The sequence below is a fragment of the Leptospira yasudae genome, from assembly GCF_003545925.1.
GTDB lineage: Bacteria > Spirochaetota > Leptospiria > Leptospirales > Leptospiraceae > Leptospira > Leptospira yasudae.
Genome location: NZ_QHCU01000003.1, coordinates 244,833 through 267,500, shown reverse-complemented (window position 1 = coordinate 267,500; position 22,668 = coordinate 244,833). Strand labels below are relative to the sequence as shown.

23 protein-coding genes (1 of these 23 cut by a window edge) are annotated in these 22,668 nt (G+C 43.8%); 7 read left to right on the top strand and 16 right to left on the bottom strand.

The genetic code is table 11. The annotated features are described in order from the left end of the window. On the bottom strand, window positions 1-252 hold the 5' end (the start) of the coding sequence (locus tag DLM76_RS10005) for a TAT-variant-translocated molybdopterin oxidoreductase (protein ID WP_118965114.1). 2,814 nt of this gene lie to the left of the window's left edge; only the first 252 of its 3,066 coding nucleotides appear in the window; the start codon lies at window positions 250-252; the stop codon falls past the left edge of the window. A gap of 18 nt (window positions 253-270) precedes the next feature. Next, the gene (locus DLM76_RS10000) at window positions 271-777 is read right to left on the bottom strand and encodes a cytochrome c3 family protein (RefSeq protein WP_020986727.1); all 507 of its coding nucleotides are present in this window, start codon (window positions 775-777) and stop codon (window positions 271-273) included. 298 nt (window positions 778-1,075) lie between these two features. Between DLM76_RS10000 and DLM76_RS09995 the strand changes: the two genes are divergently transcribed. Both DLM76_RS09995 and DLM76_RS09990 read left to right on the top strand, forming a co-directional pair. Further along, window positions 1,076-1,939 (top strand): endonuclease/exonuclease/phosphatase family protein, encoded by an 864-nt coding sequence (locus DLM76_RS09995; protein WP_147455791.1) that lies wholly within the window; start codon window positions 1,076-1,078, stop codon window positions 1,937-1,939. A 441-nt stretch (window positions 1,940-2,380) separates the two neighbouring features. Continuing rightward, complete coding sequence (locus tag DLM76_RS09990; RefSeq protein ID WP_118965112.1) at window positions 2,381-3,523, top strand: epoxide hydrolase family protein; 1,143 nt, start codon at window positions 2,381-2,383, stop codon at window positions 3,521-3,523. 157 nt (window positions 3,524-3,680) lie between these two features. Here DLM76_RS09990 and DLM76_RS09985 read toward each other — a convergent pair whose 3' ends face one another. After that, complete coding sequence (locus DLM76_RS09985) at window positions 3,681-4,238, bottom strand: dihydrofolate reductase family protein (RefSeq protein ID WP_118965275.1); 558 nt, start codon at window positions 4,236-4,238, stop codon at window positions 3,681-3,683. A 334-nt stretch (window positions 4,239-4,572) separates the two neighbouring features. On the opposite strand from DLM76_RS09985, the gene DLM76_RS09980 reads away from it, so the two are divergent. The 3 genes from DLM76_RS09980 to DLM76_RS09970 are packed head-to-tail and all read left to right on the top strand — an operon-like array spanning window position 4,573 to window position 5,909. Beyond that, window positions 4,573-4,953, top strand: a complete 381-nt coding sequence (locus DLM76_RS09980) for an ArsR/SmtB family transcription factor (protein ID WP_118965111.1) — start codon at window positions 4,573-4,575, stop codon at window positions 4,951-4,953. Window positions 4,954-4,984: 31 nt separating this feature from the next. Beyond that, a complete protein-coding gene (locus DLM76_RS09975) occupies window positions 4,985-5,389 on the top strand; it encodes an SRPBCC family protein (protein WP_343286570.1) in 405 nt (134 codons plus the stop codon). 49 nt (window positions 5,390-5,438) lie between these two features. Next, a complete protein-coding gene (locus DLM76_RS09970) occupies window positions 5,439-5,909 on the top strand; it encodes an SRPBCC family protein (RefSeq protein ID WP_118965110.1) in 471 nt (156 codons plus the stop codon). 355 nt (window positions 5,910-6,264) lie between these two features. On the opposite strand, the gene DLM76_RS09965 is transcribed toward DLM76_RS09970, so the two are convergent. From DLM76_RS09965 to DLM76_RS09930, 8 genes are all read right to left on the bottom strand, one after another. After that, a complete protein-coding gene (locus DLM76_RS09965; RefSeq protein ID WP_118955482.1) occupies window positions 6,265-6,702 on the bottom strand; it encodes a MaoC family dehydratase in 438 nt (145 codons plus the stop codon). A 210-nt stretch (window positions 6,703-6,912) separates the two neighbouring features. After that, window positions 6,913-7,446, bottom strand: coding sequence for a hypothetical protein (locus DLM76_RS09960; RefSeq protein WP_118965109.1), 534 nt, complete (start codon window positions 7,444-7,446; stop codon window positions 6,913-6,915). A gap of 161 nt (window positions 7,447-7,607) precedes the next feature. Then, window positions 7,608-8,513 (bottom strand): LIC10906 family membrane protein, encoded by a 906-nt coding sequence (locus DLM76_RS09955; RefSeq protein ID WP_118965274.1) that lies wholly within the window; start codon window positions 8,511-8,513, stop codon window positions 7,608-7,610. A 380-nt stretch (window positions 8,514-8,893) separates the two neighbouring features. After that, window positions 8,894-10,630 carry an ArnT family glycosyltransferase gene (locus DLM76_RS09950; protein WP_118965273.1) on the bottom strand — a complete coding sequence of 579 codons (1,737 nt, stop codon included), beginning with the start codon at window positions 10,628-10,630 and terminating at the stop codon, window positions 8,894-8,896. Window positions 10,631-10,641: 11 nt separating this feature from the next. Next, entirely contained in the window at window positions 10,642-10,923 is a 282-nt protein-coding gene (locus DLM76_RS09945) for a Cys-rich protein (protein ID WP_118955484.1), read from the bottom strand. Window positions 10,924-10,953: 30 nt separating this feature from the next. Continuing rightward, a complete protein-coding gene (rlmN, locus tag DLM76_RS09940; RefSeq protein ID WP_118965108.1) occupies window positions 10,954-12,015 on the bottom strand; it encodes a dual-specificity RNA methyltransferase RlmN in 1,062 nt (353 codons plus the stop codon). Window positions 12,016-12,183: 168 nt separating this feature from the next. Further along, complete coding sequence (locus tag DLM76_RS09935) at window positions 12,184-13,521, bottom strand: adenylate/guanylate cyclase domain-containing protein (RefSeq protein ID WP_118965107.1); 1,338 nt, start codon at window positions 13,519-13,521, stop codon at window positions 12,184-12,186. Window positions 13,522-13,712: 191 nt separating this feature from the next. Next, complete coding sequence (locus DLM76_RS09930; protein ID WP_118955487.1) at window positions 13,713-14,102, bottom strand: hypothetical protein; 390 nt, start codon at window positions 14,100-14,102, stop codon at window positions 13,713-13,715. 329 nt (window positions 14,103-14,431) lie between these two features. Between DLM76_RS09930 and DLM76_RS09925 the strand changes: the two genes are divergently transcribed. Further along, a complete protein-coding gene (locus DLM76_RS09925; protein WP_118955488.1) occupies window positions 14,432-14,995 on the top strand; it encodes a molybdate metabolism regulator in 564 nt (187 codons plus the stop codon). Window positions 14,996-15,116: 121 nt separating this feature from the next. Here the strand turns inward: DLM76_RS09925 and DLM76_RS09920 are convergent, their stop codons facing one another. Next, complete coding sequence (locus DLM76_RS09920; RefSeq protein ID WP_118965106.1) at window positions 15,117-15,875, bottom strand: indole-3-glycerol-phosphate synthase; 759 nt, start codon at window positions 15,873-15,875, stop codon at window positions 15,117-15,119. Between the two features lie 6 nt (window positions 15,876-15,881). Continuing rightward, window positions 15,882-16,214 (bottom strand): STAS domain-containing protein, encoded by a 333-nt coding sequence (locus DLM76_RS09915; RefSeq protein WP_010575596.1) that lies wholly within the window; start codon window positions 16,212-16,214, stop codon window positions 15,882-15,884. Window positions 16,215-16,292: 78 nt separating this feature from the next. Here DLM76_RS09915 and murD point away from each other — a divergent pair, with 78 nt between their 5' ends. Then, complete coding sequence (gene murD / locus DLM76_RS09910) at window positions 16,293-17,750, top strand: UDP-N-acetylmuramoyl-L-alanine--D-glutamate ligase (RefSeq protein WP_118965105.1); 1,458 nt, start codon at window positions 16,293-16,295, stop codon at window positions 17,748-17,750. A gap of 203 nt (window positions 17,751-17,953) precedes the next feature. Here the strand turns inward: murD and DLM76_RS09905 are convergent, their stop codons facing one another. The 3 genes from DLM76_RS09905 to flgE form a co-directional block, all read right to left on the bottom strand. Further along, window positions 17,954-18,904 (bottom strand): ankyrin repeat domain-containing protein, encoded by a 951-nt coding sequence (locus DLM76_RS09905; RefSeq protein WP_118965104.1) that lies wholly within the window; start codon window positions 18,902-18,904, stop codon window positions 17,954-17,956. Between the two features lie 206 nt (window positions 18,905-19,110). Further along, window positions 19,111-21,093: an HD domain-containing phosphohydrolase gene (locus DLM76_RS09900; RefSeq protein WP_118965103.1), complete on the bottom strand. Its 1,983-nt coding sequence runs from the start codon at window positions 21,091-21,093 to the stop codon at window positions 19,111-19,113. Between the two features lie 164 nt (window positions 21,094-21,257). After that, on the bottom strand, window positions 21,258-22,652 hold the full coding sequence (gene flgE, locus DLM76_RS09895) for a flagellar hook protein FlgE (RefSeq protein ID WP_118955493.1): 1,395 nt from the start codon (window positions 22,650-22,652) through the stop codon (window positions 21,258-21,260). Window positions 22,653-22,668 lie beyond the last annotated feature (16 nt).

Below are 22,668 nucleotides of genomic sequence, written 5' to 3'. Positions count from 1 at the left end.
GAGATCCACGTAAGGAACGATCTTCTCAACCGGTTTGCGGATACAGTTTAAGGAAGTCATCGCGACTCCCGCGCCCATGAGTTTTAAAAAGGATTTACGATCGAATTCTCCGGATTTGATTCTCGCGATCAAAGGATCGGGAGAAGTGAAGAATTCGGATTTCTGCATCTCTTTGACTTCTTCGTCTTTGTCTCTAAGATCGTAAGACAGCCAGTGAGCCTTCTTTTCTTTTTGGAAATTTTTTTGATCCATGTTAAGTATTACTCCCGGTTATCTGTGGCAGGTGGAACAATCTGTCGGAGCGTTGTTCTCTCTGTGACAATCCACGCAGTATCCCATGTTTAAGGATGCTACCTGTTTTACTTTCACCATCTCCGCTACGTTACCGTGACACTGAGAACAATCCACTCCTCTCGAAATGTGACGAGAGTGATTGAACTGAACGTGATCTGGCATGTCATGAACCTTAATCCATTCGATCGGCTTATTGTCGTTATACGACTTAGCGAGTTTCTTGATCAGAGGTTTGGAGGTTGCAACGAGAGAGTGGCAGTTCATGCAAGTGGAAGAGGATGGGACTGTGGCGTGTGCTGAGGTTTCTACCCCGGTGTGACAGTATTTACAGTCTATCTTATTGTCTCCGGCATGTATCTTGTGATTAAAGGGTATAGGCTGATCGGGCGCATACCCAACATACTTGGAGGGAGAGAAAATCAGATACGCTACGGCCGCGAGGGCAATGAGCGGTACCGAAAGTTTCAGTGCTCTGTTATTCATTCGTATGAAGTCCCTATGAATCCAATATTGGTATTGGAAACAGGATTTTTGGCTCTGTGAAAAATTGCAAGTAAACGAAGATCTGAGGCCTTTTCCTTTACGTTTATTTTGAAGTCTATTTGAGAATAGGTATCAATTAGGAAAGTTTCATAAATGAAAAATTAATTTTCAAAAAGTTCGAAAAAAATTTTGAAATCAATGCAAGAAAGTTCGAGTTAGGGCTTACATTTTGCCGGAAGAACGGTTAAAAAAACGGAAACCGTTCCATCAAGGTCCGTCTAAGGAGAATTTTTTTACGATGCAAAAAAGCTTCCTCTCATTCTTAGGGAGAATTCTTCCGTATCTTCTTCTTTTTTTTGCACCGCTCCTTACTGCGGAACCGCTCAAGGAACACAATTTTCATCTGAGAATCGCGAGTTTCAACGCGATGTTTCTCTATGATGAGATCGGAGACGAGAAAAAATCGCCGAAAGGAAGAATTCCTAGAAAAGAATCCGACTTCGAAAAAATCAAAACGCACCTTTCCAAGATCGATCCCGATGTAATCGCGCTCCAAGAAGTGGAAAACGAAGAAGCGATCCGAAAAATTCTCCCTGCTTCCTTCTCCTGTTCCCTATCAAAGAAAATCTCAGGATACGATCAAAGGGTCGGAGTCTGCTGGAAAAACAAATTTCGCGTAACGGATGCGGCCCACTACTCCGCTCTTTCCCTAAAGCCCGGATTGAGGAGCGGAGTGGAAGTGACTCTTTCCATCGGAAAGAAAGATTATTCCTTTCTGAGCGTTCATCTCAAAGCCGGAAATTCCAAGAGAGACAAAAATCTTAGATCGAAACAACTGCTCGTCTTAAACGAAATTTTAAAAACAAAAGAGAACTATTTTCTTCTGGGGGATATGAATTCTCCCCTCGGAACGGATCATCGATCCTGGAATCTTCTATCCCAAGGTCTGAATTTGAAGAATCCGGGACGTTATGCGAAACAGAGATGCTGGGATCACAAGGATTTGATCGATTTGATCTTAACGGACGTTTCGATCGGAGATTCGAAATTGGTTCCGGTTCCGTTTGCGGAAGACGACGGAGCGTTCGACGGAGTTCCCGCAAACGAAAGCGGCCTGTCCGATCATTGTCCGGTTGTATTGGACGTTAAGTTGGAAGGATAGAATCCGGAGATGGACGCGTGGATTGCGAGTTAGTGCGAGTTTAGACGACATGCGTGAAAGCGAGGTTTATGCGACATGCGTATAGTCTTATTTGCACAGCATTCGCTGAAAGGAATCGAGATTTCGGATGAATTTATGCGACATGCAACGATTTTGAGTTTGCGCGATTTATGCGACTGCCGGATATCCATGCACAAAGAAAGTTTGAATGTAAAAGTTGGATGTTTATACGACATGCGCCGATTCCCAATTTAAACTAACTTGCAAAACGAAATTTATGCGACGGTCGTCTCAATCGATTTCATACCTTCTCAATAGGCACTTGCAAAACTAGTATTACTTGCAATTTCTGCGACATTCTAATAAATTTACGTTAGTCGAAACTTTCATTTTCATACAAACGCATCTTCAAATAACGAGCGCTCCAGGAAACGCTTTCTTATGATAAAAAACAATTCCATCTTACCATTTACAATTCGAATTCCGGACGAGGAAATTCAATTCCTAAAAACCCGTTTAACACAAACTCGTTGGGCGCCTCCTATAGAAAAAAACGATTGGGTGGATGGAACGGACGCATCCTATCTCAAAGAACTGATCGACTACTGGGCCAAAGATTACGATTGGCGTTCACGCGAAACGATCCTCAATCGTTTCGATCACTTCGTCGCAACGATTGATGGAACCAAAATACATTTTATTTATGCGAAAGGGAAAGGAAAGAATCCAGTTCCGCTTCTACTGCTCCAAGGTTGGCCGAGCAGCTTCATTCAAATGTTGGATATCATCCCGCTCCTTACGGAAGCGAGAGACGACGAAACTCCGACCTTTGACGTAGTAGCGGCTTCTTTGCCGGGATATTTATTTTCAGAGATTCCCGCTCAACACGGAATGAGTTTCGCGACCATCGCGGATCTTATGCATAAACTGATGACCGAAGAACTCGGTTATCAAAAATACGCCGCGCGTGGTTCGGATCAAGGCGCTTTAGTTCAGCAACAGCTCGGATTAAAATATCCGAAGAATTTAATCGGATTGCATAGAACCGGAATCACCCCGTTTTTAAATCCGTTACCCGAAGATCTTTCCGAAGAAGAAATCGTTTATCAGCAAAAAGTTTCTTCCTGGGCGAGAATGGAAACCGCCTATGCAAGTCTGCAAGCGTTGCGTCCGGAAACGTTGACTCCGGCCTTGGCGGATTCTCCTGTCGCCTTAGCAAGTTGGGTCATCGAGAAATTCCAGAGATGGGGAGATTGTAACGGGAATCCGGATCAACATTTTGGAAGAGATAGACTACTCGATAATCTTTCGCTTCATTGGTTCAACGGCGCAGGCGCCGCTTCGATTCGACTCTATCGAGAAGCCGTTAGAAATCCGGGATTGAGCGGAAAAGTCGAAGTACCGACAGCGATTCTTATGCCGCTGCGAGACGGAATCACGGTACCGGCGCCAAAAAGATGGGCAGAACGTTTTTATAATATTCAACGCTGGACGATCATGGAACACGGCGGTCACTTCGCAGAATGGGAAGCTCCGAAAGAAGTGGCCAACGATATACGCCGTTTCTTTCAGTCGATCCTGTGATTTAGAATTTCAATCTGGAAATCGAAACGTTAAGTTTTAGACGACATGCAATCATCGTTCGCGGTTGAACAACATGTCGCTCAACTGTAAGGCGAGCAATAAAGCGCAACGTGCCTCAAACGTTAGGCGCTCATCCAACTCGGAAATACATACCTCTTCATAACCGTTTTTTGTAATGAAGAGCGGTGGTGCCGGATGGAAAGACTTCCGAGTCAAGAAAGTCAAGCTTCATCGTTTCCTCTAACCTCGCCGTATCAAATAATCGCGGCCCCTTTCCGGCAATAACCGGATGGACCACAAAACGATACTCGTCGATCAAATGACGCTCCGTAAGTTGAGACGCTATGCTCAAACTGCCTACGGCAATGTCTTTTCCAGGTTGTTGCTTCAACGAGAGAACTTCTTCGATAAGATTCGCGTGAACGAGCCTTGTCTTTGCTTCGGGCGCTTGCTTCAATGTAGTGGAAAATAAAACCTTTTCGAGAGAATCGAACACGCGCGCAAACTCGTTGGTTGCTTCCGACTCCGATTGACTTTTAGCGATATCGGGCCAATAAGGAACCATGAGTTGATACGTGATCCTGCCATAAAGTATAACGCCTATATTACGCAAAAGATCGGCAAAGTATTTGTGCACTTTCTCATCAGCGATCATTCCTGTGTGGCTGCAATACCCGTCGGTGGTTATATTGATGGCGAAAATAATTTTTCTCATAGACCTTCTTATAGAATATTGTCCGAAACGTTCAAGCACCAATTGATCTGTTTTTTTATCCAAAATCATCGGACTGAATCGAATGTAAGATTACGATTTAGACGACCGTGCATGGATACGACTGTCGCAGAAACACAACGGAAAGCTGAAACAAGCTATGATTTACGGCACTCTCCTGCTCCATCCCTCGCAATCCCCAAACTATGGCAGCGAACTGAGAAAAATAGAATCAACACCTGCTTCATAATAAAAAAATCGAAAAGAGGACAAAACAAGTATTAAACCAAACAGTTTAATACTTGACTATAAAAACGTTCTCCATATTTTCAACTAAATGGTTGAATTGTTAAAAAAGGAACAGAAACTCGACCGGGTATTTGCCGCGCTCTCGGACCATTCTAGGCGCCAAATGCTGGTACGTTTACGAAAAGGTTCGCTCACCATCTCGGAACTTGCGGAGCCCTTCTCTATGTCCTTTGCGGGCGTTGCAAAGCATATCGATGTTCTGGCAGCCGCAGGACTTGTCCGCAAGGTGCGCACGCCGGAAGACGGGCGAAGCATTCGATTGGAATTGCAAAACCGTTCTCTTTCGGACGCGTTCGCTTGGCTTACCTATCATCAGGAATTCTGGAACAACAAATTGGATAAATTGGAAGCATTCATAAAGGAGCAAGACGATGACCACACCCGTCCTAAAAATAGAAAAAAAAATTAGCGCAGAGCCTATTCGACTCTTTCGAGCCTGGTTGCAGGAGAAAGAATTTTCGAGCTGGTTCCTATCCGGCGATGAAATCGGAATCGAATCGGTAACGATCGATCCGCGACCGGGCGGAAAGTTCCGTATCGACATGACTCTGGACGGCAAAGTCTTACCTCACGAAGGGGAATACATCACGATCGATGAACCAACGAAGCTCGTTTTCACGTGGCGGTCGCACGCGACAGGCCATCGTGAAACGTTAGTCACCGTTACATTCACCGCATTGCCGTCCGTGACGATTACCGGTCCGAACGGCGTGAAAAACAAACCGCAGACTCTGGTTACACTGACTCACGAACGACTAGCGGATCGAAAAGAAATTGAAATGCATCACGGAGGTTGGACGAGCATTCTAAACGGCCTTGAACTTTGGCACGTGAGCAAAGATTAAAACAAAGTCTTTATCGGTAAAACCGAAAGAAAACAAAAAGGAGAATCGTATGAATGGAATTTACCACAAAGTCGGAATTCGGGCCGGAGCAAACGAAGTCGTCCAAGCGCTGACTACGCAAAGCGGTCTTGCGAACTGGTGGACAAGACAAGTGGAAGGTGCGTTTTCGGGAGGAGTTTCGGCGGTCGGAGAGGCGATTCGTTTTACGTTTGGAGAGAAAGGTTTCTTTGATATGAAAGTTCAAGAATCGACTCCGGCCCGTGTGCTATGGGAATGCGTCAATGGACCGGAAGATTGGGTCGGCTCGCATATTGATTTCAATCTGCGCGCAGGCACTGCCCCGGATGGAGCGGCGATGACCCTCATACACTTTCGACATCAAGACTGGAAAACAGAAAGCGAATTCACCGCACACTGCAGCATGAAATGGGCGGTCTTTCTTTTGAGTCTTAAAAGTCTGATCGAAAACGGCAAAGGCCAACCTGCACCCGATGACATTAAGATCGACGATATGAATTGATTTCCGATTTCGCGCGGATTGTTAAACGACAACCGCGCATTTTGAGAAAATGCTCGCGCCAGAGCATCGTTGTTATCTAATATATCTTTTACACCTTAATTCAGATTTTTAAAGTTCCCGAAAATCAAGTAAAAGCGAGTGCATAACTTGTTTACCATTAAGCGCGTTCGGATGATCGCTTATAGAAGCCAATCTTGGTTTCCATTGCCTTTCAGGTAAAGCGTCCCGGATTGCAGACAGCTTTCTCAATATTTGGAAAAAGCCGAGGTTTTCTTATGGAGGGAGAATCTCGACTAAACCCCGTAGAGTTTCTTTTTTTTAAACTTTGGATCTACGTTTCTTCTCAACGCAAATCTTAGATTTCTCTTCTTAAGAATAACATCTTCCCTTTGAAGGTCATAACCACTTCTCCTTTTTGATTGAACAGTTCGTTCTTTCCCATTACAAGTCCCAGATTGGCTCTAAATTTACTCTTTTCTAATATACTAAATCTTCCCTGCAAGGTGTCGCCTGCAAAAACGGGACGTTTCCATTTCAACTCCTCCAAACCCGGAGATCCCATTCCATGCGCTCGATTCATTAGATTTTCGACAAAAAGCTTCATATAAACCGCGGTCGTTTGCCAACCGGAAGCGATCAAAGCTCCGTATATGGATTCTTTCGCTTTCTCTTCGTCGATATGAAACGGCTGCGGATCGTATTTGGTTGCGAATTCCAAAATTTCATCCTTCGATAAGGTATAACTTCCCAGTTCGAAAGTTTCCCCCACTTGCAAATCCTCGAAATATTTCATAGCTTCTCCTATTCAGGTAATCAAAGACGGATCTTTCCTAATCCAACAATCGAAACGTTTTCATAGAGCTTATAATTTTATATAAAACTATTTCAATCCAAAAAAAATTTAATCCGGTGATCGTTTAAGATACGGTTGGAGAGAGGCATTCGAAAGGATCCATCGAAAAAAAATCGCAGCAGTTCGGTTGAAAGAAATCGGATGTGTTCACTAAAGATAAATTCTACCGGCAAAAACCAAACCGAGATCGGCGCCTCCCCTTCCGAGGAAAAAAACATTCAGATAAACTTCCCCGGATAACTCGAATTTCTTATCCTGCGATCTCCAAGACAAACCGACAGGCAAGCGAGCGCCGAAAGAAGTTTCATAACCCTCGGTCTCAATAAATCTTCCTCGCCCTACCTTTTCTTTTTCCCGATACCGTTTTTCTTCGACCACGCCGCCTATGCCGCCATAAAAACCTACCGATTCGCTCAGAGAAGCGAAGTTATAAAGAAAAACTCCATGAAAGTGAAATCTTCCGTTACCGAACACACTAAATCCAAGGCCGGCTTCGAAAGATTTTTTGTCGTCAATCCAATACTTGCCGGTTAAGCCGGTTGGTCCGAATAAACTGATTCCGATCCCGAATTTACCGGGAGCGGAGTTGGTTTCGGAACCTTTATTTTCTTCTCCATATACGGAAGCTGTGAAAGAGAAAACGATTAGTGAAAGAAAGAGAAGGGATTTTAAAAAATATATCATTCTAGCTACATCGCATATCTATACGACCAGTTCACACTATTAGGCAAATCATATTTTTCAAGTTTAAATAAAACAATATCAACGATCGAACATTTTGAGAAATTCTATGCTGAGAATAAATCGATATCGAAAAAAGCATGAAGATCGTAAAAGTTCAAAAACTATTTAAAATATTTTCCGAACTTTTTAGAAAGAAGTTCCGCTCGTTTATCAACGGACAATTCACCCGAATTGGAAGTCAGGTCATAGTCTTGAATCAGTATTTCCTTCGTAATTGCGGCTTTTTCTTTCGAACTCTTTTGGATAAATCGCATTGGATCAAGCCTGGCTAAAATTCTTAAAAAGCCCCAGGAGGCGGCTTTATTGATCAAAGGGACATCGGCGCCTTCTATAATTTTAGCTTTAATCTGAAAGGCATCAAAGTGCAATACTGCAACCCCCCAAAGAAGACAAGAAACCAATAATCCGATCGACGAAAGCCACGGTTTAAAAACCCCAAAAAGCGGAAGAATATAAACGAAGAATGCAGTGCTATGTAAAGCCAGTATCGCACCAATGAGGATAAAAAAAAGCCTAACTTTAAAATCACCTCTCTTTGTAAGCATTTTACGGGAAACTTCGAAAATCGAAAGTACGGTCCAAAATACCAGATAAAAAACGTATAAATGATAATTTACGTTTATCTCATAAATGAAGCTTTCCGGATCTTTCATATTTGCCATTCTTTGCGTTAAACAGTTGAAGGCGAAATAACCTAACCCCACAAAGGCGATGATCGATGCCCAGATCGGGATCTTACTTTCCGAGGCTTCCATTTTTTTACAAAGAACATAAAGTGTAAATGGAACAAAAGATATAGGTATAAAATTCAGATTCAGGGCTAAATTACGATATTCGAGTGGAACCAAAACTCGAAGGCCCTGAATCAATAGCCATAAGGATAATTCAAGATTTAAAAGGAGAAAATAATTCTGAACTATACGATTCCCTTTTAATCGGAACGCATAAACGCCGAATAAAAGGTGAAGCAATCCCGTCGATATTGACAGTAAATTACTGAGACCCACGGCCAAAATCTAAGAGATTCTATTTCGAAGTATAGTTTTTTTTCCAAACTAAATCGTTGGATCGGATTTTCTTTTTTTATACTTTCTTAAAACCTGCAATCGCATTTTTTTCAGCAAAAGATCAACAAATTGATGATCAAAACCGCGCTAAAAAAAGAATATGGCATTTCTTATTCAAAAGAAGGAGACTAAATAAAGAAATTTGAATATTACGTATGTTATGGGAAAAACGAATCGCAATTTGGCCTCCCCTGAACGATAACGAAGGAAAAGCAGTCCCCGGTTTTACCCAGGGACCAAAACCAAACCAGGCTCACAATTTAGCCTAATTTATTTTTCGGGAGAAAGTCGAAATTCCCCGCACGTTTTTTCTAAAACATTTATCGTTTCTGGGAATTTTTTAAAGTGGCCTTCATCAAAATCACCTTACCGACCACCTTCTCTCTTTGTGCTTTCAAAAAGAATTTTCCTTCCGGAGTCGCGACCTTATAGGAAGGAAATTCACGAACGGTTTCAAATTGTACGTCCTTACCGAAGAACTCATCCATTTTCGGAACCCATTTGTCTTGAACGATCAGATAACGTTGTCCGTCTTTTTGAATCGCTTCAACCAAAATTGCGGGATCGAAGAGGGTTCTCGAAATTCTTTGCGAATAATACGCGTAAGACCGTTTCGAAGCCGGAACTCCGAAAAGAAATAATTTTTCCTTACCGGATTCGTTTTCCCGAATGAAGGTTCCGATCTCTTTCGAAGGCTGGTAGGAAGTCAACATCGGATAGAGATATAAACTCACGATCGAGAAGAACAACGAGACCGGAAAGATCCACGAAGCGAGCAATCGTCCTTCTTTGCCGGATTGAAAATAAACCCAGAGAAATACCGCGAGATAAATCAAAGGAAGAATCAAATATTCCCACCCGACTTGAATGCTGATCGAAGGTAAAATAAAGACGGTCGCTAAAAACGCCCCCGCCGTGAACAAAAGCAAGGCCTGACCGACCTTAACGACCGCTCCACCCTCTTTTCGATCCTCAAAACCGATCAAAAGCGATTCGAAAAATCCGGAGCCGATCACTGCGGCCGCCGGAAGACACCAATAGATGTACTGAGGAAGTTGATATCTGGAAAAGCTGATCAGAAACAGAAATAAAAACAGCCAAAAACCGGGAACAAAATCGCCGTCCTTATATTCATTTTTTAGAATATTCTGAAATACGGTTTTTCCGTTTCCATCCTTGAAAAATTTCCGAACGCGGTCGAAAACGAACCCGACGAAAGGAAGAATAAAAACGCCGAACGCCCAGGAAAAATTGGAATAGAAGAACAGAGGATTGAACTTCTGGTTGTACATCTTCACGTAAAAACGACCGAACGATTGAATCCACAAAAAGAAATACGGACCGTACGTCTGAAATTCGAGATACAGCGGGATCGACCATAAAAGCGGAGGAAGAATCGCAAGCAGCGCGCCCGGAAACAGTTTCATCTCCAGAAGACGTTTCCAATCCCTTCTGAATAAAATATCGCCTCCGATAGAAAGGCCGGGAATCACCATCGCGATCGGACCTTTCGTGATAAAACCGAGGCCCATGGCGAAATACATTAGATAATAGTAATTTTTATTCTTCTTAAATCCGAGATAATAAAACGCGTGAACGAGAATCAGATACGGAGTCAGATATACGTCGATTTTCGGATCGACGACCATCGAATAAAGACCGGGCGAAAGCGCGTATAAGAACGTCGCGATCCATGCACGCAAACGGCTTCCCGAATATGACTCGGTCAGCTTGAACATTCCCCATAAGGAAAGAAATGTGAACAAAAGAGCGGGAAGACGAAACGCGAAATTTTGATAACCGAACACGAGAAAGGAAAGGGAAATCTTCCAGAACGTAAGGATCGGCTTATCCAGATATCTTCTCCCGTTGTCCCGGATAAAGAACGGATTTCCTCCCTCGACCATCTCCCTCGAAATTTCCGCGTATTGGGAAGAATCGATGTCGATCACGTCGAGAGGAAGAGTAAAGAGCAGAGGAAGAACGGAAACGATCAATAAAACGAAAAGGACGCGAATGGAAATCGGTTGTTTGTTGTCGGCTGCGATCTGATTCATAAGAACTCCTTTCAATCCATAAATCCGGATTCCATCACGCAAGTATTAAAACCTTTGCATGTGGTTTCGGATTCGAAACACGGAAGAACGAAACTTTGTTCGCGGATGCATCCGCTTTCGCAATCGATCATCGCCTGATTTTTTTCCGCGTCCGTAACCTTCACGTCCTTGAACGTGGTTACCGCGCACTGAACGAAAAATTTACACGCGGAACTGCATTTCTGCTGAACGTATTCCTGACAGGAAACAAAAAATAGAATGGATAGAAAAAGAAGAATTCTTTTTAGATTCATTGCCCCATTTTTCAGAAACGAAAGCTGAGGTCAACTTTTTGAGGCGAGCATTCCGCAGGCGCCGAAGATATCTTTGCCCGGAGATCTTCGGTTGAGAATCGGAACTCCGGCGGGTTCGAGAAGCGCGATGAATTCCGCGACCTCGTCCCTTGTGGGTCTTCTCCATCCGAAAAATTCCGTGTTGAGAGGAATGACGTTGATCTTGCAATCCAGAGATCTTGCGATCTTAACGAGCTTATTCGCGTTTTCCGTTCCCATGTTAACGCCGGGAATCATCACGTATTCAAACGTGATTCTTCGTTTTAATTCTCTCGTAAAATCCTTGGCGGCTTGTAAAAGTTCGGGAAGGGAGAATTTCTCTTCGATGTCCATGATCTCGAGTCTTCCGCTCGGATCGGGATGATTGAGCGAAATCGCGAAGTTATACGGTTCCTTGTTTTCGATAAAGCGGCGGATTCCGTTTACGACTCCGGAAGTAGAAATCGTGATTCGTTTCGCGCCGAGATTGAGAGCGTCCGGATCGTGAAGAATCGACGCGGCGCGGATCACGTTGAAATAGTTGTGGAAAGGTTCTCCCATTCCCATAAAAACAACGTTAGTCGCTCTATCGCCTACGATTTTTTCCACCTGGAGAATCTGATCGACGATCTCATGCGCCTTTAGATTTCCTTGAAATTCTAATTTAGCCGTCGCGCAGAATTTACAATTGAGAGTGCAGCCGACCTGCGAAGAGATGCAGATCGTTTTTCGTCCGCCGTCTCCCGAAGGAATCCATACGGCTTCGAATTCTTTTCCGTTACCGGGTTCGGATGAGAACGTAAACTTCTGCGTTCCGTCGACGGACTTGAGATGTTTGACAACGTGAAGGCGAGTTAGAGTACAAAGTTCTTCGAGTTTTTCTTTGAGGGCTTTGGAGAATGTCGTGAATTGTTCCCAAGACTCGTAGCGATTCACGTATAAACCGTGATACACTTGTTTGGCGCGGAACGGTTTTTCCCCGAGCGAAACCATAATCTCCGAAAGTTCCTTTAAGGTTCTTCCTTTTAACGGAATCTTACCGGTTTGAATTTCTCCGAGGGTTTCTTGAGTCATGGGAATGCCTTCTCAGGTCGATTTTTTTGCAGTAGCGGTTACGGGATAGTCTTTTCAATCGATCGTTTCGAATTCTACCCCCCGTGCGCTGACTCGGGCCTTGTCTTATGTTCCCCTATGCTTGAAATCGTTCGTAAAACCAATACGGTGCAAAAGCGGTCTTATTAATTATAATAGTTCGTATTTCTTTTTAAACTGACTATTGGGGGTGTTCGGATTATTTTTTTCCTGAAGTTCCGGCAATATACCGTTTACGAAATACATTTTTATTTTGCCTTTATTTTTAGCTTCTACTAATCCGCGATACTCACAATCGAAAAAGTCTTTAACGAGTTCAAAGGTAGCTCCGGAAATATTTATCTTTCCAGAAACTCCGGAAGATTCGCATCTACTGGCGGTATTGACAGTGTCACTCCAAACATCATAGGCGAACTTTTTATCTCCGATGACTCCTGCGATCACCTCGCCGGAATGTATCCCAAGTCTTAATTCCCAATAAGGTAAGTTTTGAGATTTCTTAATATCTTTCATTTGGCTCATAAATCCCTGGATTTCGATAGCCGCTAAGACACAATCTACCGCATGGGTTTTATTTTCCGTAGGTAATCCTCCCACGAACATATAGCTATCACCGATTGTCTTTAGCTTTTCAAGATTGTAATGACCCATTACGCTATCGAAGTATGAAAAGCACCGATCCAATTCGGCGACCAGTTCTTTCGGTTCCATAGTCTCCGTAATACTTGTAAAACCTTCAAAATCGGTAAAACAAATAGTCGCGGAATTAAAATGCCTCGGCGCACTGGATCCTTTCTGTTTTAATTCTTCGACTACTTCTTTCGGAATTATATTCAGTAATAACTTTTCCGACTTTTCATGCTCTTGAGTTAACTTTGCTTCTGCCATGTCTACGGCCTTCACAAATTGATAAATAATCAAGACCATTAAAATACATGCTAGTATAAGAGGCGGCATAAGATACTCGGCCGGCACGACCCATTTGGGCGGACCGAATATCGCATTTCCTCCTAAGACTCTATAATAATACTGACTAGAAATATAAAGGCCTAACGGCAAAATAGACATTAAAAAGCGAATGCGATTATATTTTTTCGAGATCATTAAGAATGACAAGATCGAAGTAATTAGAAACCCTAAAGGAGCGGGGTCATCCGCTTGAGCTAACGTTAGCGCTCCAAGATGATAATTAACGGCAACCAACGTAATCACAGCGGATAAATTATAATAACGCAATCGGAGCAAATAATGGGCAAATAGTAACGGGATAATAAGAAGGAAATAGTGTATAAAAGAGAATAGATGCGTCTCCGGAGGTTCGTTATAATATATAGAGACTGTTAACAATGAGGGTATCACAAACAGACTAAACTGCGTATACAATGTTGTATGAACGGACCTGGATTCGGATTCCGTCAGACCGCTCGTGATTTTTTTAAATTGAAACCATTCTCGGATTGTGAAAAGCATAGCTTTTTCTTTTTTCATACCGACATTTACCTTCTTTCTATCTTTAAGAAATTCGACGCAAGACTCGTATCAACTTCAAAGAGCAGCGTCCAACAAACGAGAACTTCATTCCTCTTTATATATTTACGCAAGCTATCTCATATAGGGAAACGTAGTATAAACACGGCTTGTCTTTAGGCAAGAAAAAGTTTCTTAAAAAGAATGGCTTTTTAAAGACGATTAAAGAATCGATAAAACAAAAAAGGAGCTGTCCCAATCCAGACTAAGAAAAGAATCCAGAGTTCGCCCTGAAAAACATCGTGTGCGTGAAAAAATACGGAAATCGGTTTTTTGGACCAAACGACGATCATCGAAAATTCAAAGACTTCGGTTAACAAAACCCAGAGCAATCCGACGCGCACCGCTTGTTCGGAATTCTTTAAAGGTTTCAACTTGAGAATGAGCCAAATCGGCAAGGACAAAAGAATCATTCCCGTAAAGACGGAGATCTGGTGGGACAAGAACTCTCCCGTCGATTCTTTATACGTCAGTTCGCGGATCGCCGCATTGACGAAGGCGAAGACTAAAAGTAAAAACCAACTCAACGCATAAACGATCATGTATTATCTCCGCGTTAAAGCGTATCGGATTTTGCGTCGTTTGTAAAGGACGTATTTGAAAATACGAACGCGTTCGTTTACGGAAGAAGAATTACTTTAGGGTCAAGTTTTATTTTGTGCGAGTAGTTTGTCGGAACAAATATACGAGGCGATCAAAAGAGCTTGCAAATTCTTTTTTGAAATACGTATCGTCGCGTTACATCTTTCTTATACCTACGCGGAAATTTAAAGAAAAACTTCAGATTATAAGAACATGAATTTCAGATTCGGAAAATTCTTGCAAATCCTGTGAAAATGATTATAAACCGCCTTAGGAAAAATTTAAATCTATGAATCTGTTTACGGAAAAATTAAAAGAACTTTTAAACGATGCGAACCAAAATTCGGTCAGTCGTCCTTACTCGGAACGTCTTCAAAGGATCGATTGGGATACTCATGCGGATACCATTGCGAAAAGTCTGCGCGATGCGTATCAAATTGCGATCGATTCCGAAGAGAAGGTTTCCGGTTGTTTGCTGTATATGTCCGGAGAAACGGCAAACGGATTTCGTCTTTCCGAAATTTCTTTTGCGGAAGAGGAAGACGATCCGGGTTATCAATCCGGTCCCGTACACGACGAGGCGCATTTCAACATAGAAGAACCGGGGAAGATCCTACACGAAGCTTCTAAAAAATACTTCGACGAAGACAAGAAGGCGTATCATTTGATTTGGGACGCGGCCATGACTCTATTCGCGCATACGGTCGCGGTGGCGGCCGAAAAATCGAAAGAGACCGAAGAATTCAAAACCTTAAACAAAACAAAAAAATTCAAGGTCGCGGTTGCGTTTCACGATTCCTGGGGATGCGACATCGAAGAGGGGGAAGGTCTTGTTTGGGAATCGAATTCTTAGGATATCTGCAACTTAAAACAAATTCGATTTTTTTGTATGAGTTCCCTCGAACGAACATTGTAGGAACTCATACAAATTGAAAAGTACACGGAGAAAAATGTCTCTTTCGGATTCGCGTTACTTAAAACAAATCCAGCCAAGCCTTGTGGATATCCGGCTTTTCCATAAAGTAGGTTCCGATCAACGCGGCATCCACGAGTCTGCGGAAAGCATCCAGATCGGCTCGACTCTTAACACCGGACTCTCCCACCTTGATGATGTTAGGTGGCAAAAATGCGGAAACCTCTTCGACCAAATTCGGATGAATCTGAAACGTATCCAAATCTCTCGTATTGATTCCTATGATTTCCGCCCCGCAATCCAAAGCGATCTTCGCCTCTTCCGCCGTGTGAACTTCCACGAGACAATCCATTCCCAGCGAGGCTGCGGACTTTAAAAAGCCTTTGATCTGATCGGGAGTTAAAATTCTCACGATCAAAAGAATCGCGGAAGCGCCGAAGGCTCTCCCCTCTCGAATTTGAGATTCATCCAAAATAAAATCTTTTCTTAAAACGGGAATTCTCAAAAGAGAAGAAACATTCTTTAGATCCTCTAAAGAACCGCCGAAATAATTTCGATCCGTTAAAACGGAAACCGCGGAAGCTCCGGAATCCTCGTACGTCTTTGCGATTTTAACGGGATCATAATCGGCGCGAATTTCACCGGCGGAAGGACTCTTGCGTTTACACTCGGCGATGATGGAGAAGTTTCTGCTTCGCAGAGATTCTCCAAGCCCAAGCCCTTGATAAGGAGCCGGGTCGTATTTCCCGATTTCCTTAATTTCGTTTTGTTTGGTGGCGATGATTTCCCGGAGAACCCGGTGTAATTGAGCGGAGGACATCGAGGCTTAGAAGGATTTCAAAGCCTCGTCTTCGGTTTCGCGAATGTCAAAGAGAGAAGTGAGTTCGATAACGTCGAAGATCCGCTTTACCGCAGGTTTGATATTACTAATTTTTAATGCACCCTCTTTGGAGTTCAACTTTCTCAGGGTGGAGATACAAGCTCTAAAACCGGACGAGGACATATAATCCACTTCCTGCATATTCAGAATCACTTTTTTATGACCTTGATTGTCGATCAGGTCATTCAGATTTTCCTCAACCTCATTGGCGATGGAAACGTCCAAACGTCCTTTGAGATAAACAATCAAAACACCGTCGCGTACTTTGTGATCGAGCAAGGGAATATCCTTCGTTTTTGCTACTGACAACTATCGGGGGTGAAAATAACCTGTCAATCACTGTTCACCGGTCTAAAAATGAAATTTCCCGAGTCCCTGAAAGGGCTAAAGACTCTCGTTCTTGGCGGAGGAATCTCCGGCAACTCGGCTCTTGAACTTCTGATTCACGAACAAGCGAACCCTATTCTCTGCGACCGCAATCGTCCCGAGTCTCTGCAAGTTCCGTATCTTCCGGACAACGTCGATCCTTCTTCCCTTACCGATATCGCGCTGATCGTCAAGTCGCCCGGCATTCTGCCCACGCATCCGATTCTCGACTACGCTATCGAAAAAAAAATTCCGGTCGTTTCGGAGATCGATCTCGGCAGACATTTTTTTAAAGGGAGAATCATCGGCGTAACCGGAACGGACGGAAAATCGACGACGACTTCTCTGACGGCACATCTCTTAAGAGAAGATTTTTCCGATCTTCAAGAAGGGGGAAATCTCGGGATTCCGTTTACTTCTTTTTGTAAGAAACCGATTTCACTCGCGGTGCTGGAACTTTCCAGTTATCAACTCGACGACTCTTCTCCGTTGGGTTTAAACGTTTCCGTTTTTTTAAATCTCGCTCCCGATCATCTTGAAAGACACAAGACGATGGAGAATTATTTCCAAGCGAAGCTGAAAGTAGCCGATCTTTCCAACGCCAATCATTCCCTAATCGTTTCCGAAAAAATCAAAGAAAGAATCCTAAGCTCTTCGGTTTCGTATCAATGCAAGCTTTTGAGTTTCGGAAGAAGTCCGCAATCGGACGCGTTCGTGGATGAAAATTCTCAAACGATCAAGACAGCGCGGCACGTTTACGACATCTCGCAATTTTATCTTCCGGGAACGCACAACCGGGAGAATCTCGCGGCTTCCATTCTTGCGGCGGAAGCGATCGGAGGAAAACCGGAATCGATCCAAGCGCAGATTCCCCGTTTTAAAGGACTTCCCCACCGTTTTCAGATCGCGGGAGAAAAATTCGGCCTTTCCTTTATCAACGATTCCAAATCCACGAACCTTCACAGCATGCTCGCCGGAATGGCTACTTGGAAGAATCTTCCGCAAACTTGTCTGATTCTCGGAGGAAGACCGAAACAGGAAGACCCGAAACCGCTTTATGATTTCCTAATAAAAGGAATCGGCTCCGTAATTTTAATCGGAGAGGCGAGATCCGTATGGGAAAACGGAGTTCGAGAACTCATCGGAGATCGACTTTTCTCCGTTGAAACATTGAACGACGCGTTTGAAATATTCAAAAAAGGAAATATGATTTCAAAACCTTTCGTAGCGTCGGCGCCCGTTTCTTCTCGATCGCCTTCCGCTTCGAAAACAGTTTCCGATAACAAAAACCAAGCCGTTTCTAAAGGAATCCATTTGTCCAACGGCGCGGAAATCGGTGCGGTGGTTTTTTCACCGGCCTGCGCAAGCTTCGATCAATATAAGAATTTCGAGGAACGAGGAAATCATTTCCTTTCCTTGGTCGAAAAATTCTTAAATGGGATCTCGTAAAAAAAAACGGTTACGAATCAAAAACCGGTTTTTCGTGTTAGGGATGTGGAGCGTGCGCAGCAGTCGTCCAGCAAGGACGACCGAAGGCGTAAAGCCGAAGCGCGGAACAAGCCCGGTCCGCGCCGACTTTCCAAAAGCTTTGTTTCACAATCAAACGGCGCGGAAACACCCTGCGTAACGCGCCTTTCGTAGATTCAAAAATACTAATATATGTGTCCGAACGCGGATATTCTAAAATCGGCGGAAAGTTTTAAATCCTTAAAAATCGCGTTACGATTCAGGATCAACCCGTCCTTTAATAATTCTTTTTCCGTTCGAGTTTCGTTTTCTATGGGGTTCAAATACGAATGATCCAAAAGAATATTCTCCTCAAGATCGCCCGATATTTCCGGCATCGAAAACGAAAAATCACCCGGATTGTATCGCAAGAATTGGATTTTATCTTCCTGATTGTATCGATCCGGATAGTTGTCCTGATATTTTTTCAACGTTCTCTGAAATTCTTCCTCGGAATTTGCAACCAATCGACTTCCGTCGATTCCAAAAACATAGAAGGTTTTTTCCTTATGATTTTGCGCAAACATACGAACGGCATTTGCCCAACGATTCAATACTTGTTTCACTTTTTCCAAATCCACGAAATAATACGGCGACTTCGGTTTTCCACTTCGAGCCGAAGTCAACATGCCTAAAAACAAAGGATTGGATTCCGCGCTATCGAACGCCGAACCGTATTTTCCTTTTCGACTGGGATCGGCTCCATAAGAAAGAAGTAGAAAAACCATTTTAGGATTTCGGTTTCCTACGGCCAATTGCAACGGAGTTTGATCTTTCGTTCCGATGTCGGGTAATATGCCCGCTCGAAGCAGCGCCTCGGTCTGTTCTAGATATTCGTCTTCCGAAGCGAAAGAATACAAAACGTTTTCCTGTTCTTCTACACTCGAATTTTCAAGAATCATCTTCGTAATCTCGGAGGAACCTTTATATTTCGCTTCTGCAATCGCTGCCAATCGAAGGGGCGACGCGCCAAATCCATCCGGTGTAATCAAGGTGATTTTTTCAAAACCGGCTCCGGATCGAATATAGTCGGCTATAACATTTACGCTTCCGGAAAGGATCGCTTGAGTGAGCTGTTCTTGAATCGATGGAGACATATAAAACTAACCTAATAGAATCTTATTCTGTAAAATTGAAAATCATATGATGGCTGAATACCACAAAAACTAAACTTACATCCAAAACTATTGAGTTTAGTAGTTGGGAAGGAAAACGAATCGATCGTTTTAAACTCTGATTGTCGTGTTAGGGATGTGCGGAGCGTATGAAGCAGTCGTTGTGCACGAAGCCTGGAAAATTTCGTCTAACGTAAGTAACCGGAATTATTCAATCGTTCGTAGACTTTCCCTTCGATGAAGATTTTCAAAAGATCCTGATCCACGTGATTCTCCCTCGCCTCCATTTGCAGAATATCCAATGCTCTTTCAACGGGGACCGCGCGTTTATAAGGACGATCTTTGTCCGTAAGAGCGTCGTAGATATCGGAGATCGTCATGATTCTGGATTGAACGGGGATCGAATCTCCGGCAAGACCTCGCGGGTAACCGGTTCCGTCGAGTTTTTCATGATGGGCGTGCGCGATCGAAGGAATCAGCTTCAGATCTCCGGTCCAAGGGATCTTGCTCAAAAACTGAAAGGTGTGTTCCACGTGTGATTCGATCTCCTTTCGTTCGGCGAAATCGAGAGATCCTTTTTTGATCGTCAAAAATCCGAACTCGTACGGCGAAATCAAATGCAGACTATCGCCTCCGGTGGTGGAATAATTCACCTTAGCGATTTCTTCGAGCATTTGAAAATTAGATTCTTCTAATATGGACGGCTCATTCGAGTTGACGACGATCTGAAACATCTGATCGAGCTTTTGATATTCGACTTTCAGTTCGAACTCGAGAGCCGTTTCGTAGTCAGCAAAACCCGCCGTTCCGTGTTTTTTTAAATAGTCCGTTTTTTTCTGAAGGATTCTGGATTCGATGTCTTTTTTGATGTAATCGAATCGCCAGCGGATCAATTCAAGTTCGTAGTCTTCGAGTTTTTTGGATTTTACCAAAACCTTCTCGCGAACCCCTACTTTTCCGAAGTCATGAAGCAAAGACGCATAACGTATCTCTTTGATTTGTTCTTTTGAGAACTTAGTCTCGGCGTATTTTCCGTGTCCGACCCCGTCCACCGTTTCGGCCAATCCTACCGTTAAAAGCGCCACACGAAACGAATGACCGCTCGTCGTAGGGTCTCGGGATTCGATCGCGTTTACCGAAGCCGTTACGAATCCTTCAAAGAGGGTTTCGATTTCCTGTAAAAGATTGTTGTTCTGAATCGCCACGGCGGCTTGTCCGGCGACGCTCATCACGAGTTGTGCGGAATAATCGTCGAAGGGAAGAACGTCCTTCCCTTTCATCTGTTCCACGGTCAGCTTCTGGTTGAAGTTTCTTTTTTTGTTGATGAGCTGAATGACCCCCACGACCTCGTTTCTATGATTCTTCATGGGAACGACGAGCATGGATTTCGTATGATAATTCGATAATACGTCGAAGTTGCTGTTGAACGTATATTCCGCGTCTTCCGCAAGATCATACACGTCCGGTATATTCAGAATTTTTCCCGTGGCGGCGACGTAACCGGCGATACTGGATTTGTTGATCGGAAGGAGGAATTCTTCCGTATCGATATCCATCGAGGAGATTTTAAACCGAAGATTGCGGATAAAACCCAGCTCGTCTTTTTCCACGAGATACAAAGAACCGGAATCCGCGACGGCGATCTCTCTCGCGCTGAAAATAATCTCCCGGAGCAGTTTGTTGAAATCCTTTTCGTCCGCGAGGCTGATTCCGATCCGAGTGAGTTTGGAAATCTCATACTTGGTCGTGTTGACCTTGTGCTGCAGATCGAACTGATCGGTGATCATCTGCAATTGAGTGAACGCATTGAGAAACGTTTTGTTCAAAATCAGATCGGAAGAAGACTCGGGAAGAACGGAAAAAATCAGGTCTTCTTCGATTTTCAATTCTTCCGAATGAACGTAATCCATACCGTCGTTCAAAATAAAACGGCTCAGGATCAAAGGATTGCTCTGAAACTGTTTGTGAATTTCCCTTTGCGTTTCTATGAGTTTCGGAATGGTGAGATAGAAGATAACGTTTAAAAATCCGATGGAATCGCGGATATTTTCGGACTGAAAGAATTCGGAGAGATCTAAAAATTGGACTTCTAAGCGAAGGGCGAGCGGGTTCAGTCTTTTTGCGATGGAACGGGAGTCCGTAACTATGTATTTAGGAAACTTCTGACTCATCCTACCAGGAACCAATGAAACTGTACTGGAAATATAGTGGAAAGAGAATTTTTCCTCGGATTCGGCAAAAAAAAGAGAACGATTCTATAACTTGAAACTTGCGAAATTCGTCTCCTCTCCGGCTCCATGAATGCGGCCGAAGAGGAAATCAATCAGAGAGATTCTTAACGTTTGAGACCCAGGACTTCCTGAATCATCTGATCGGAAGTCGTGATCGTTCTAGAGTTCGCTTGGAATCCTCTTTGAGTCACGATCATGTCCGTAAACTGATCGGAAAGATCCACGTTAGACATTTCCAAAAGACCCGCGTTGATCTTCCCTCTTCCTTGAACGCCCGCCTCACCGATGTTAGGTTCTCCGGAGTTCATGGAATACGCGAACATTGTGTCTCCCGCCTTGTCCAAACCGGCCGGGTTGTTGAATACCGCGGTCGCAATTCTCGCGAGAGGCTGACGCACCCCGTTTGAGAATACTCCCGTGATCGTTCCGGAGTTGTCTATGGAGAAGGATTCCAGATATCCCATCGTGTAACCGTCTTGTTTCACCGCTTTAGTAGTGAAATCGGAGGAGAATTGAGTGATTCCGTCGACCATTCCCGCTTCGCCGAGATTCAAATCGAAGCTTTGAACCGCAGGATTTCCGGCGATTCGGAAAGAAACCTTCGCGTTCAACTTACCGCTGTTCATCGAGTCCACGCCGTCGGAAACGTAAACGAGTTTTCCGTCCGGAGTGAAACCGAATTCAAGCTCGGTGTTTCCAGGAAGTTGCGTGTTTTGTCCGCCGGTTCCCGAAACGTCCGCCGAAAGCTGAGTCGCATCGGTCATGCTCAAACGAGCCTTCCAAGTGTTATCGCGAACCTTGTAAAATTCCATCTTGAATTCTCTTTGAATCCCTTGGTCGTCGAAGGTCTTAATCGTAGTTACGTGACCTCTTCTCATCTTCGGATCCGGATCGTTGATCATAGCGGTGATCTCTTCTTGAGTCGCGTCCGGAGGAACGGCGGGAGCGGAAGAATTCAAGTTCGATTTGAAATCGATCTGCGAAGTCGCTCTTGCCGGCTCCTTGGAATATACGGGAATGATAATATCTTCGATGGACGCGGACGAATTGATGAACTTGTTTCCTTTGTCGTCGAGTCTTGAATTCCAACCCTGAACCTTGAGACCGTTTGCAGGGTTTACGTAGTAGCCGTTTTTATCGAGGTTAAAAGCTCCGGCTCTCGTATAGAACTGTTTGTCTCCGTCTTTCACGATAAAGAATCCTTCGCCGGACATAGCCACGTCCGTATTCTTACCGGTGGTCTGCAGAGAACCCTGCGTCATGATCTTATCGATCGCCGCGATCAAGGAACCCAAACCGACTTGTTGAGGGTTCACACCTCCGATATTCTCTTTTGGTTCGGAAGCTCCTCTGAGTTCCTGAGAAATCATATCCTGAAACGTAACACGTTCGGTTTTAAAACCGTGAGTGTTCACGTTGGAGATGTTGTTTCCAATGACATCCATTCGGACCTGGTGGTTCTTAAGTCCGGATACACCGGAATAGAGTGACCTCATCATAAAGCTGTTACCTCGA

Coding starts and splice junctions, on each gene's coding strand:
- DLM76_RS09970 (WP_118965110.1), top strand. CDS start 5,439: ATGAATGGAATTTACCACAAAGTCGGAATTCGGGCCGGAGCAAACGAA.
- DLM76_RS09930 (WP_118955487.1), bottom strand. CDS start 14,102: ATGATCGTTTATGCGTTGAGTTGGTTTTTACTTTTAGTCTTCGCCTTC.
- flgE (WP_118955493.1), bottom strand. CDS start 22,652: ATGATGAGGTCACTCTATTCCGGTGTATCCGGACTTAAGAACCACCAG.
- DLM76_RS09960 (WP_118965109.1), bottom strand. CDS start 7,446: ATGATATATTTTTTAAAATCCCTTCTCTTTCTTTCACTAATCGTTTTC.
- DLM76_RS09985 (WP_118965275.1), bottom strand. CDS start 4,238: ATGAGAAAAATTATTTTCGCCATCAATATAACCACCGACGGGTATTGC.
- DLM76_RS09900 (WP_118965103.1), bottom strand. CDS start 21,093: ATGAGTCAGAAGTTTCCTAAATACATAGTTACGGACTCCCGTTCCATC.
- DLM76_RS09980 (WP_118965111.1), top strand. CDS start 4,573: ATGGTTGAATTGTTAAAAAAGGAACAGAAACTCGACCGGGTATTTGCC.
- DLM76_RS10000 (WP_020986727.1), bottom strand. CDS start 777: ATGAATAACAGAGCACTGAAACTTTCGGTACCGCTCATTGCCCTCGCG.
- DLM76_RS09925 (WP_118955488.1), top strand. CDS start 14,432: ATGAATCTGTTTACGGAAAAATTAAAAGAACTTTTAAACGATGCGAAC.
- DLM76_RS09945 (WP_118955484.1), bottom strand. CDS start 10,923: ATGAATCTAAAAAGAATTCTTCTTTTTCTATCCATTCTATTTTTTGTT.
- rlmN (WP_118965108.1), bottom strand. CDS start 12,015: ATGACTCAAGAAACCCTCGGAGAAATTCAAACCGGTAAGATTCCGTTA.
- DLM76_RS09905 (WP_118965104.1), bottom strand. CDS start 18,904: ATGTCTCCATCGATTCAAGAACAGCTCACTCAAGCGATCCTTTCCGGA.
- DLM76_RS09965 (WP_118955482.1), bottom strand. CDS start 6,702: ATGAAATATTTCGAGGATTTGCAAGTGGGGGAAACTTTCGAACTGGGA.
- murD (WP_118965105.1), top strand. CDS start 16,293: ATGAAATTTCCCGAGTCCCTGAAAGGGCTAAAGACTCTCGTTCTTGGC.
- DLM76_RS09935 (WP_118965107.1), bottom strand. CDS start 13,521: ATGAAAAAAGAAAAAGCTATGCTTTTCACAATCCGAGAATGGTTTCAA.
- DLM76_RS09950 (WP_118965273.1), bottom strand. CDS start 10,630: ATGAATCAGATCGCAGCCGACAACAAACAACCGATTTCCATTCGCGTC.
- DLM76_RS09995 (WP_147455791.1), top strand. CDS start 1,076: ATGCAAAAAAGCTTCCTCTCATTCTTAGGGAGAATTCTTCCGTATCTT.
- DLM76_RS09990 (WP_118965112.1), top strand. CDS start 2,381: ATGATAAAAAACAATTCCATCTTACCATTTACAATTCGAATTCCGGAC.
- DLM76_RS09920 (WP_118965106.1), bottom strand. CDS start 15,875: ATGTCCTCCGCTCAATTACACCGGGTTCTCCGGGAAATCATCGCCACC.